Origin of the sequence: Blastococcus saxobsidens DD2 (assembly GCF_000284015.1) — a bacterium.
GTDB lineage: Bacteria > Actinomycetota > Actinomycetes > Mycobacteriales > Geodermatophilaceae > Blastococcus > Blastococcus saxobsidens_A.
Window position 1 is genome coordinate 2345792 of sequence record NC_016943.1, and the last position, 11644, is coordinate 2357435.

Annotated in this window: 9 protein-coding genes and 1 rRNA gene; all 10 read left to right on the forward strand. The window is 71.6% G+C overall.

Annotation, left to right across the window (positions count from 1 at the left end; translation table 11 throughout):
- The first annotated feature begins 32 nt into the window (after positions 1-32).
- Positions 33-1073 (forward strand): N-acetyl-gamma-glutamyl-phosphate reductase, encoded by a 1041-nt coding sequence (gene argC / locus BLASA_RS11080; RefSeq protein ID WP_014376226.1) that lies wholly within the window; start codon positions 33-35, stop codon positions 1071-1073.
- A complete protein-coding gene (argJ, locus tag BLASA_RS11085; RefSeq protein ID WP_014376227.1) occupies positions 1070-2221 on the forward strand; it encodes a bifunctional glutamate N-acetyltransferase/amino-acid acetyltransferase ArgJ in 1152 nt (383 codons plus the stop codon). The genes argC and argJ overlap by 4 nt, the downstream gene beginning before the upstream one ends.
- Positions 2218-3222, forward strand: coding sequence for an acetylglutamate kinase (argB, locus tag BLASA_RS11090; RefSeq protein ID WP_014376228.1), 1005 nt, complete (start codon positions 2218-2220; stop codon positions 3220-3222). The genes argJ and argB overlap by 4 nt, the downstream gene beginning before the upstream one ends.
- Positions 3219-4406, forward strand: coding sequence for an acetylornithine transaminase (locus BLASA_RS11095; protein WP_014376229.1), 1188 nt, complete (start codon positions 3219-3221; stop codon positions 4404-4406). Before argB ends, BLASA_RS11095 begins: the two co-directional genes overlap by 4 nt.
- A complete protein-coding gene (argF, locus tag BLASA_RS11100) occupies positions 4403-5347 on the forward strand; it encodes an ornithine carbamoyltransferase (protein WP_014376230.1) in 945 nt (314 codons plus the stop codon). Before BLASA_RS11095 ends, argF begins: the two co-directional genes overlap by 4 nt.
- A gap of 55 nt (positions 5348-5402) precedes the next feature.
- On the forward strand, positions 5403-5939 hold the full coding sequence (locus BLASA_RS11105) for an arginine repressor (RefSeq protein WP_014376231.1): 537 nt from the start codon (positions 5403-5405) through the stop codon (positions 5937-5939).
- Positions 5936-7384 (forward strand): argininosuccinate lyase, encoded by a 1449-nt coding sequence (gene argH / locus BLASA_RS11110; protein ID WP_014376232.1) that lies wholly within the window; start codon positions 5936-5938, stop codon positions 7382-7384. The genes BLASA_RS11105 and argH overlap by 4 nt, the downstream gene beginning before the upstream one ends.
- Positions 7385-7391: 7 nt before the next feature.
- Positions 7392-8060 carry a DNA-3-methyladenine glycosylase gene (locus BLASA_RS11115; RefSeq protein WP_014376233.1) on the forward strand — a complete coding sequence of 223 codons (669 nt, stop codon included), beginning with the start codon at positions 7392-7394 and terminating at the stop codon, positions 8058-8060.
- Complete coding sequence (gene tyrS / locus BLASA_RS11120; RefSeq protein WP_014376234.1) at positions 8057-9334, forward strand: tyrosine--tRNA ligase; 1278 nt, start codon at positions 8057-8059, stop codon at positions 9332-9334. Before BLASA_RS11115 ends, tyrS begins: the two co-directional genes overlap by 4 nt.
- A 373-nt stretch (positions 9335-9707) precedes the next feature.
- A 16S ribosomal RNA gene (locus BLASA_RS11125) occupies positions 9708-11226 on the forward strand.
- Positions 11227-11644: the final 418 nt, after the last annotated feature.

Genomic DNA, 11644 nt, shown 5'->3' on the forward strand with positions numbered 1-11644 from the left:
CAATCATGCATACCCGTGTATGGTCATGCATCATGAGCGCAGGGCAGACGTGGACGGTCGGGGTCACCGGCGCCACCGGTTACGCGGGAGGAGAGGTGTGCCGGCTGCTGGCCGGGCACCCGAACCTCCAGCTGGCCGGGGTGCACGCCAACTCGAGCGCCGGCCGACGCCTGGGTGAGCTGCAGCCCCACCTGCTGCCCTTCGCCGACCTGGAGGTGCAGCCGAGCGACGCGGCGAGCCTCGCCGGCTACGACGTCGTCGTCCTGGCGCTGCCGCACGGGGAGTCGGCGGCCATCGCGGCCCAGCTCCCGGCCGACACCCTGGTCATCGACTGCGGTGCCGACCACCGGTTGAACGACCCGGCGGCCTGGGTGCGCTGGTACGGCGGCGAGCACTCCGGCAGCTGGCCGTACGGGCTGCCGGAGCTGCCCGGCCAGCGGGAGCAGCTGTCCGGCGCCACGCGGATCGCCGTCCCCGGCTGCTACCCGACCTCGGTCACCCTCGCGATGGCCCCGGCGGTCGCGGCGGGTCTCATCGAGCCGGACGTCGTCGTGGTCGCCGCGAGCGGGACCTCGGGCGCCGGCAAGTCGCCCAAGCCGCACCTGCTCGGCAGCGAGGTCATGGGCTCGGCCAGCGCGTACGGCGTCGGCGGGGTGCACCGGCACACGCCGGAGATGATCCAGGGGCTGTCCCAGGTCGCCGGCGAGCCGGTGGGCGTGAGCTTCACGCCGACCCTGGTGCCCATGAGCCGCGGCATCCTCGCCACCTGCTCGGCGAAGCTGAAGCCGGGCGTGGACGCCGAGGCCGCCCGGGCCGCCTACGCGAAGGCCTACGCCGACGAGCCGTTCGTGCACCTGCTGCCCGAGGGCCAGTGGCCCACCACCGCCCAGGTGCTCGGCGCCAACACCGTCGCGCTGCAGATCGCCGTCGACGCCGACGCCGACCGGCTGGTCGTCGTCGCCGCCGTCGACAACCTCACCAAGGGCACCGGGGGAGCGGCGATCCAGTGCGCCAACCTCGCCCTCGGCCTGCCCGAGACCACCGGCCTGCCGGTCGTAGGAGTCGCGCCGTGAGCACCACCGCCCCCGAGGGGTTCTCCGCCGCCGGCGTGGCCGCCGGGCTCAAGTCCTCGGGCGCCCCCGACGTCGCCGTCGTCCTGAACACGGGGCCGGACGACGCCGCGGCCGCCGTCTTCACCACCAACCGCTTCCCGGCCGCGCCGGTGCTCTGGAGCCGCCAGGTCCTCGCGGGCCGGCGGGCCCGCGCGGTCGTCCTCAACTCCGGCGGCGCCAACGCCTGCACCGGCCCCGAGGGCTTCTCCGACACCCACGCCACCGCCGAGCACGCCGCCGCGCAGCTGGGCATCGGCGCGATCGACGTGGCGGTGGCGAGCACCGGTCTGATCGGCGTCCGCCTGCCGATGGCGAAGCTGACCGCGGGCGTCACCGCGGCGGCGGAGGCCCTCTCCGAGGAGGGCGGAGCCGACGCCGCCCGCGCGATCATGACCACCGACTCGGTGCCGAAGACGACGGCGCAGCAGCGGGACGGCTGGACCGTGGGCGGCATGGCCAAGGGCGCCGGCATGCTCGCGCCCAGCCTGGCCACGATGCTCGTCGTCCTCACCACCGACGCCGCCGCGGACCCGGACGTCCTGCAGCGGGCGCTGAAGCAGGCCACGAGCGTCAGCTTCGAGCGGGTGGACTCCGACGGCTGCCTGTCCACCAACGACACGGTCATCGTGCTGGCCAACGGCGCGAGCGGCGCCACGCCGACGGAGGAGGAGCTCACCGAGGCCCTCACCGCGGCGGCGACCGATCTGGCCATGCAGCTGCTCGCCGACGCCGAGGGCTCCACCAAGGACATCGCGATCACGGTCCGCAACGCCGCCACGGTCGAGGACGCGCTCACCTCCGGCCGGGCCTGCGCCCGCAACAACCTGCTCAAGACGGCGCTGTTCGGCAACGACCCCAACTGGGGCCGGGTGCTCGCCGCCATCGGCACCACCGACGCCGCCTTCGAGGCCGACCAGGTCGACGTCACCATCAACGGCGTCACCGTCTGCCGCGGCGGCGCGATCGGCGATCCGCGGGAAGGCGTCGACCTCACCGGCCGGGAGATCACCATCGACGTCGACCTGAGGGCCGGCGCCGAGCAGGCCACGATCTGGACCAACGACCTGTCCATCACCTACGTGCACGAGAACTCGGCCTACTCGACATGAACCAGGACCCGACGCCCCCCGACGTCCGGATCGACGAGCCCACGCCCCAGCCGCGGCTGCCGCGCACGGTCGGCACCCGGCGGGTCATGCGGCGGAACGACCCCGAGGGCGACGCCGCGAAGGTCGCCGTCCTCACCGGGGCGCTGCCCTGGCTCAAGGAGTTCCACTCCCATGTCGTCGTCATCAAGTACGGCGGGCACGCCATGGTCGACGACGCCTGCCGCCGGGCCTTCGCCGAGGACATGGTCTTCCTGCGGACCTGCGGCATCCTGCCGGTCGTCGTGCACGGCGGCGGCCCGCAGATCAGCGCCATGCTCACCCGGCTCGGCATTCCCAGCGAGTTCCGCGGGGGGCTGCGGGTGACCACCCCGGAGACCATCGACGTCGTCCGCATGGTGCTCACCGGCCAGGTCGGCCCCGACATCGTCGGGCTGATCAACCAGCACGGCCCGATGGCGGTCCACCTCTCCGGCGAGGACGGCGGGCTGTTCACCGCGGAGCGGACGACGGCGGTGGTCGACGGAGAGCCGGTCGACGTCGGCCTGGTCGGGGACGTCGTCGCCGTCGACACCACACCGGTCGCCGCGCTGCTGGACGCCGGCCAGATCCCGGTCGTGGCCAGCGTCGCCCCGGACGCGGACGGCGTCGTGCACAACGTCAACGCCGACACCGCGGCGGCGGCGCTGGCCGCGGCGCTCGACGCGGTGAAGCTCGTCGTGCTCACCGACGTCGAGGGGCTCTACGCGAACTGGCCCGACCGCGACTCGCTGGTCCAGCAGATCGACGCCCGGGAACTCTCGGAGGTCCTTCCGGAACTGGACTCCGGGATGGTGCCGAAGATGGCCGCCTGCCTGCGGGCGGTCGAGAGCGGGGTCAAGCGGGCGACCGTCATCGACGGCCGGACGCCGCACGCCCTGCTGCTGGAGATGTTCACGACCGAGGGCACCGGGACGATGGTCGTCCCTGCCTCGCCGATCCCGAAGGAGGGCACCGCACCATGACGCGCACGGAGGAGCTGGCCCGCCGCTGGTCGGCGGTCATGATGAACAACTACAAGGCGCCGCCGGTCGCGCTCGAGTCCGGCGCCGGTGCCACCGTCACCGACATCGACGGCCGGGAGTACACCGACCTGCTCGGCGGGATCGCGACGACGATCCTCGGCCACGCGCACCCCACGGTCGTCGAGGCCATCACCACCCAGGCGCAGAAGCTCGGGCACGTCTCCAACCTGGCGATGCACGAGCCGGGGGTGCTGCTCGCCGAGCGGTTGCTGGAGCTCGCCGGCCGGCCCGGCCGGGTCTTCTTCTGCAACTCCGGCGCCGAAGCCAACGAGGCGGCCTTCAAGCTGAGCCGGCTCACCGGCCGCACCCAGGTGATCACCGCCGAGGGCGCGTTCCACGGCCGGACCATGGGGGCGCTGGCCCTCACCGGCCAGCCGTCGAAGGCCGCCGCGTTCGCGCCGCTGCCCGGCGGGGTCTCCTACGTGCCCTACGGGGACGGCGGGGCGCTGGCCGGGGCGGTGGGGGAGAGCACCGCGATGGTGCTGCTCGAGCCGATGCTCGGGGAGGGTGGCGTGCTGCCCGCCCCCGCCGGCTACCTCGCCGGCGCAGCGTCGGCGGCCGCCGGCGCCGGCGCGCTGTTCGCCGTCGACGAGGTGCAGACCGGCATCGGCCGCACCGGCCACTGGTTCGCCTCCCAGGCCGACGGCCTGCAGCCCGACGTCATCACCCTGGCCAAGGCGCTCGGCGGCGGGCTGCCCATCGGGGCGATGCTCGCCTTCGGCGACGCCGCGGACCTGCTGACGGCCGGCTCCCACGGCTCGACCTTCGGCGGCAATCCGATCGCGGCCGCCGCGGCGCTGGCGGTGCTGGACACCATCCGCGACGAGGGCCTGCTGGAACGCGCCAAGGAGCTCGAGCACCGGTTCGCCGCCGGCATCGAAGGGCTCGGCCACGCCGGCATCAGCGGAGTCCGGGGGAGGGGCGCGCTGCTCGGTGTCGTCCTCACGTCGGACGTCGCCGCCGCGCTCGAGTCGATCCTGCGCGCCGCCGGCTTCCTCACCAACGCCGTCGCCCCCGACGTGCTGCGCCTGGCCCCGCCCCTCGTCCTCACCGACGCCCAGGTGGACGCCTTCGTGGCGGCTCTCCCTGCGGCCCTCGACACCGCTCTGGAGACGGCTCCGTGACCCGGCACTTCCTCAAGGACGACGACCTCACCCCCGACGAGCAGGCCGAGGTCCTGGCGCTGGCCGCCGCGCTCAAGCGGAGCCGGCACACCGCGGAGGCCCCCACCCCGTTGCGCGCGGCCAACGGCGCACCACGCGGAGTGGCGGTGCTGTTCGACAAGCCCTCGACCCGCACCCGGGTGTCCTTCTCGATCGGTGTGGCGGAGCTCGGTGGCTACCCGCTGGTCATCGACGCCGGCAGCAGCCAGCTCGGCCGTGGTGAGTCGATCGAGGACACCACCCGCGTGCTCGACCGCCAGGTCGCCGCGATCGTCTGGCGGACCTTCGGCCAGGAGCGCATCGACGCCATGGCGGCGGTGAGCCGGGTCCCGGTGGTCAACGCCCTGACCGACGAGTACCACCCCTGCCAGATCCTGGCCGACCTGCAGACGGTGATCGAGCACAAGGGCTCGCTGGCCGGCCGGGCGATGACCTACCTCGGCGACGGCGCCAACAACATGGCGCACTCCTACCTGCTCGGCGGCGCCACGGCCGGCATGCACGTGCGGATCGGCTGCCCGGAGGCGTTCTCTCCCGACCCCGAGATCTTCCTGCGGGCGGCGGGCATCGCGGCCCAGACCGGAGGATCGGTGGAGTGGACCGCCGACGCGGCGGCCGCCGCCGACGGCGCCGACGTGCTGGTCACCGACACCTGGGTGTCGATGGGCCAGGAGGAGGAGTACGAGGCGCGGATCGCGCCCTTCCGGCCCTACGCGGTCGACGAGGGCGCGCTGGCCCGCGCCGCCGGCGACGCCGTCGTCCTGCACTGCCTGCCCGCCTACCGCGGCAAGGAGATCGCGGCCGAGGTGATCGACGGCCCGCAGAGCGCGGTGTGGGACGAGGCCGAGAACCGGCTGCACGCTCAGAAGGCCGTGCTCGTGTGGCTGCTGGAGAACTCGTGACCGTCGGCCGGCCCGCTCACCGCCGCGCAGCGCTCCCGCGGCGCCGGCGGCGATCGTGAGCTCCGCGCTCAGCCGCTCGGCCCGCCAGGCCCGCATCCGCGAGCTGATCGAGGCCCAGCCGGTCACCTCGCAGACCCAGCTCGCCGCGCTGCTGGCCGAGTCCGGCGTCGAGGTCACCCAGGCGACGCTCTCCCGAGACCTGGACGAGCTGGGCGCGGTGAAGCTGCGTGGTTCGGACGGCGCTCCGGCGTCCTACGTGGTGCCGCCGGAGAACGCCCCGCTGCGCCCGGCGCAGACCGCGCCGGCCCGGCTGACCCGGCTGCTGGCCGACCTGCTGACCGGCTCGGAGGGGAGCGCCAACCTCGCGGTGCTGCGCACGCCCCCCGGCGCCGCCCAGTTCCTGGCCTCGGCGCTGGACAAGGTCGGCCTCCCCGACGTCCTCGGCACGATCGCGGGGGACGACACTCTCCTGGTCGTCTCCCGCGAGCCCGACGGCGGTCCGGCGCTCGCCGCCCGCCTCCGCGCGCTCGCCCAGCGCACCCCCGCGATCTACCCCGAGCTGAAGTCCGACCTGGAGGAGAGTTCACCGTGAGCCCCGCCGACCCCACCCCGGCCTCGCAGACCCGGCTGTGGGGTGGCCGATTCGGCGGCGGTCCTTCGGAAGCGCTGACAGCATTATCGAAGTCCACCCACTTCGACTGGGCGCTCGCACCGTTCGACCTGGCCGGCTCCCGGGCGCACGCCCGCGTGCTGCACCGGGCGGGACTGCTGACCGACGACGAGCTGACCTCGATGGTCGGGGCCCTCACCGAGCTGTCCGCCGAGGTCGCCGCCGGCACCTTCACGGCAGTCCAGGCCGACGAGGACGTGCACGAGGCGCTCGAGCGGGGCCTCACCGAGAAGCTCGGGGGCCTGGGCGGCAAGCTGCGGGCCGGGCGCAGCCGCAACGATCAGATCGCCACCGACCTGCGGCTGTACCTGCGCCACCACGTGCGCACGCTGGTCGGGGAGCTGGCCTCCCTCCAGGAAGCGCTCGTCGGGCTCGCCGAGCGCTACCGCGACGTCGCAGCCCCGGGTATGACCCACCTGCAGCACGCCCAGCCGGTGCTCTTCGCCCACCAGCTGCTGGCGCACGCACACTCGATCGCCCGCGACGTGGACCGGCTGCAGGACTGGGACCGGCGGACCGCCGTCAGCCCGTACGGCTCCGGGGCGCTGGCCGGCTCGTCACTGCCGCTGGACCCCGACGCCGTCGCCGCCGAGCTCGGCTTCGACCGGGCGACGGACAACTCGATCGACGGGGTCAGCGACCGCGACTTCGCCGCCGAGTTCTGCTTCGTCGCTGCGCTGATCGGGGTCCACCTCTCCCGGCTGGGGGAGGAGGTCGTGCTGTGGACGTCGACCGAGTTCGGCTGGGCCACGCTCGACGACGCGTGGGCGACCGGGTCGTCGATCATGCCGCAGAAGAAGAACCCCGACATCGCCGAGCTCGCCCGCGGCAAGTCCGGCCGGTTCGTCGGCAACCTCACCGGGCTGCTGACGATGCTCAAGGGGCTGCCGCTGGCCTACGACCGCGACCTGCAGGAGGACAAGGAGCCGGTCTTCGACTCCATGGAGCAGCTGCTCCTCCTGCTGCCGGCGGTCACCGGGATGATGGCGACGCTGACCCTCCGTCCGGAGGTGCTCGAGGCCGCGGCGCCGCAGGGGTTCGCCCTGGCGACCGACGTTGCGGAGTGGCTCGTCCGGCAGGGAGTGCCCTTCCGGTCGGCCCACGAGATCTCCGGCGCGATGGTGGCCTACTGCGAGCAGCGCGGGCTGGAGCTCGACGAGCTCACCGACGAGCAGCTGACCGAGGTGGCGCCCGAGCTGACCCCGGAGGTGCGCTCGGTGCTCTCCGTCCGTGGTGCCCTGGCCGCCCGCCAGGCCCGCGGGGGGACGGCGCCCGAGCGGGTGGCCGAGCAGCTCGAGTCGCTGACGGAGCTGGCGCGGCAGCACACCCGGTGGGCGTCGGCGTCGCCGGTGGCGGCGGCGCTCTGAGCCGCGGATGAGCTCCGTCCCGTCGTCCGTGCCGGAGCCGGGTCCCCTCGTCCGCGGGGAGGACCTGCTCGGGCCGGTCGACGTCGTGGCGTCGGCGCTGCTGGGCTGCTGGGTGGTCACCGACCGGCCGGACGGCCGCGTGGCGCTGCGGCTGACCGAGGTCGAGGCCTACTCCGGCGAGGGTATGGACCCCGCGGCGCACTCGCACGGCGGGCCGACCCCCCGCTCGGAGATCATGTTCGGCCCGCCCGGCCGGCTCTACGTCTACTTCAGCTACGGCGTGCACTGGTGCGCGAACGTCGTGGTCGGCCCGGAAGGGCGCGGGTCGGCGGTGCTTCTGCGGGCCGGCGAGGTCGTGGTGGGGGAGGAGCTGGCCCGCCGGCGCCGACCCGCCGCCCGCGCCGCCCGCGACCTGGCCCGGGGGCCGGCCCGGCTCACCCAGGCCCTCGGCATCGGCCCGGACGACCGGGGAACCGATCTGCTCGACGCCGGGAGCAGCGTCCGGCTGCACCGGGGCGAGCCGCCGGCCGGCGTGTCGGCGGGCCCGCGGGTCGGCATCACCAAGGCGACGGAGCTGCCGTGGCGGTTCTGGCAGACCGACGCCCCGTCGATCAGTCCGTTCCGGGCAGGCGGCAAGCCGCGGCGCAGGCGCGCCGGGCAGGATGGACCCTCGTGACCGACGTGATCGAGGACCTGCACCGCCGTGGGCTGATCGCCCAGAGCACCGACGAGTCCGCCCTGCGGGACCACCTCGCCGACGGGCCGATCACCTACTACTGCGGCTTCGACCCCACCGCCCAGAGCCTGCACGTGGGCCACCTCGTGCAGTTCATGGTGCTGCGGGCTCTGCAGCGCGCCGGTCACCAGCCGGTCGTCCTGGTCGGTGGGGCCACCGGGCTGATCGGGGACCCCCGGCCGTCGGCGGAACGCCAGCTCAACGACCCGGCCGTCGTCGCCGGGTGGGTCGAGAGCATCCGCCGCCAGGTGGCGCCCTTCCTGGAGCTGCCGGCCGAAGCCGACGGGCTCCGCGCCCCCGTCTACGTCGACAACCTCGACTGGACCGTGCAGCTGTCGGCCATCGACTTCCTGCGGGGCCTGGGCAAGCACTTCCGGGTCGGCAAGATGCTGGCCAAGGAGGCCGTCTCCGCCCGGCTGAACTCCGAGGCCGGCATCAGCTACACCGAGTTCAGCTACCAGATCCTCCAGGCCAACGACTACCTGGAACTGTTCCGCAGGCGCGGGGTGACGCTGCAGACCGGCGGCTCGGACCAGTGGGGGAACCTCACGGCCGGCATCGACCTGATCCGCCGGACCGAGGCCGTCGCCGTGCACGCCCTCTCCACCCCGCTGGTGACCAAGTCCGACGGCACGAAGTTCGGGAAGTCCGAGGGCGGCACGGTCTGGCTGGACCCCGTGCTCACGTCGCCGTACGCGTTCTTCCAGTTCTGGCTCAACGCCGACGACGCCGACGCCCGCACGTGGCTGCCGCTGTTCTCGGAGCGGCCGGCCGACGAGATCGAGGCGCTGATCGCCGAGAGCGTCGAGCGACCGGCGGCCCGGACGGCGCAGCGTGCGCTCGCCGAGGATCTGACCCGGCTGGTGCACGGACCCGACCAGCTCCGCCAGGCAGAGGCCGCGGGACGGGCACTGTTCGGCAGGGAGGAGCTGGCCTCCCTGGACGCCGGCACGCTGGCGGCCGCGCTGCGGGAGGCCGGCAGCGTCACCGTGCACGGCGAGTTGCCGACCATCGCCCAGTTGCTGCAGCAGACCGGCCTGGTCAGCAGCCTGTCGGAGGCCCGCCGGACGGTGAAGGAGGGCGGGGCCTACCTCAACAACGAGCGGGTGACCGACGCCGAGGCCGTGCCTGCCGCCGATGTGTGGCTGCCCGGTGGCTGGCTCGTCCTGCGCCGGGGGCGGCGCTCGATCGCGGGCGTGCAGCGGGCCGACTGACCTCGGCGCGCAGACAGGTGGCCGTCCGCCCCTGCCCCGTCGTGGGGGGCGTGGCGGGCGTCACGGGGGGTGGGTTTGACCGGGCCTGGGGGGCGGTGTAACTTTCTCTTTGCGCCGCGCGGCCCGCAAGGGCCGCCGGACCAGCCCCCGGTAGACGGGCTGCTGGAAACCGGCGTAGAGTTGGACAGCCAGCCAGGGATGAAGCCCGGAAGGGCCGATTTTCTGCGCGTCCGCTCCTTGAGAACTCAACAGCGTGCCGAAAGTCAGTGCCAAGTAATACCCCGTGCCATGGCTCTTGTGGTTGTGGCAGGGATTCCTTTGGTTGATTGATATCGTGAGTGTCAGCTCGCGGTTCTCAGCTGCGATCAAATCATCTACGGAGAGTTTGATCCTGGCTCAGGACGAACGCTGGCGGCGTGCTTAACACATGCAAGTCGAACGGTGAACTCCGCTTGCGGGGGGATCAGTGGCGAACGGGTGAGTAACACGTGGGCAACCTGCCCCCGGCTCTGGGATAACTCCAAGAAATTGGGGCTAATACCGGATATGACCGCTGACCGCATGGTCTGGTGGTGGAAAGATTTATCGGCTGGGGATGGGCCCGCGGCCTATCAGCTTGTTGGTGGGGTAGTGGCCTACCAAGGCGACGACGGGTAGCCGGCCTGAGAGGGTGACCGGCCACACTGGGACTGAGACACGGCCCAGACTCCTACGGGAGGCAGCAGTGGGGAATATTGCGCAATGGGCGGAAGCCTGACGCAGCGACGCCGCGTGGGGGATGACGGCCTTCGGGTTGTAAACCTCTTTCAGCAGGGACGAAGCGAGAGTGACGGTACCTGCAGAAGAAGCACCGGCCAACTACGTGCCAGCAGCCGCGGTAATACGTAGGGTGCAAGCGTTGTCCGGAATTATTGGGCGTAAAGAGCTCGTAGGCGGTTCGTCGCGTCGGCTGTGAAATCCCGAGGCTCAACCTCGGGTCTGCAGTCGATACGGGCGGACTTGAGTTCGGCAGGGGAGACTGGAATTCCTGGTGTAGCGGTGAAATGCGCAGATATCAGGAGGAACACCGGTGGCGAAGGCGGGTCTCTGGGCCGAAACTGACGCTGAGGAGCGAAAGCGTGGGGAGCGAACAGGATTAGATACCCTGGTAGTCCACGCCGTAAACGTTGGGCGCTAGGTGTGGGGCTCATTCCACGAGTTCCGTGCCGCAGCTAACGCATTAAGCGCCCCGCCTGGGGAGTACGGCCGCAAGGCTAAAACTCAAAGGAATTGACGGGGGCCCGCACAAGCGGCGGAGCATGTTGCTTAATTCGATGCAACGCGAAGAACCTTACCTAGGCTTGACATGCACGGAAATCCTCCAGAGATGGTGGGTCCGTAAGGGCCGTGCACAGGTGGTGCATGGTTGTCGTCAGCTCGTGTCGTGAGATGTTGGGTTAAGTCCCGCAACGAGCGCAACCCTCGTTCTATGTTGCCAGCACGTCATGGTGGGGACTCATAGGAGACTGCCGGGGTCAACTCGGAGGAAGGTGGGGATGACGTCAAATCATCATGCCCCTTATGTCTAGGGCTGCAAACATGCTACAATGGCTGGTACAAAGGGCTGCGATACCGCGAGGTGGAGCGAATCCCAAAAAGCCGGTCTCAGTTCGGATTGGGGTCTGCAACTCGACCCCATGAAGTTGGAGTCGCTAGTAATCGCAGATCAGCAACGCTGCGGTGAATACGTTCCCGGGCCTTGTACACACCGCCCGTCACGTCACGAAAGTCGGTAACGCCCGAAGCCGGTGGCCCAACCCTTGTGGAGGGAGCCGTCGAAGGCGGGATCGGCGATTGGGACGAAGTCGTAACAAGGTAGCCGTACCGGAAGGTGCGGCTGGATCACCTCCTTTCTAAGGAGCACTGGCCGCCCACTCAGCTCCGCTGGGGTAGTGGGTGGTCCAGAGCTGCGCCCACATCGTGATCGGTGCCCATCTGCGGGTGCCGGCGTGTGTGTGGGGTGGTGCTCGAGGGTGGAACGCTGACCAGTTCGGCCGGCAGCTGCTGCTGCCCCTAGTACGGCGTCACCTTGCGGTGGCGTGTGGAGCGGGGTGTCGGTGGGTGGGTCCGGTCGTAGGCACGCTGTTGGGTCCTGAGGGAACGGGCCGCCCCGCGTGCGGGGTCGGGTTGTTGTCCTTGTGTCAGGGCCGGTCTGCATCTCGTACCACCGATGCCCCTTGCGGGGTGGGTCGGGTTCGGCGGGGTCGGGTGACCGGTGGCTGGTCGTACGTTGAGAACTGCACAGTGGACGCGAGCATCTTTTGACTCTGA

Coding starts and splice junctions, on each gene's coding strand:
- argC (WP_014376226.1), top strand. CDS start 33: ATGAGCGCAGGGCAGACGTGGACGGTCGGGGTCACCGGCGCCACCGGT.
- BLASA_RS11115 (WP_014376233.1), top strand. CDS start 7,392: ATGAGCTCCGTCCCGTCGTCCGTGCCGGAGCCGGGTCCCCTCGTCCGC.
- argB (WP_014376228.1), top strand. CDS start 2,218: ATGAACCAGGACCCGACGCCCCCCGACGTCCGGATCGACGAGCCCACG.
- BLASA_RS11095 (WP_014376229.1), top strand. CDS start 3,219: ATGACGCGCACGGAGGAGCTGGCCCGCCGCTGGTCGGCGGTCATGATG.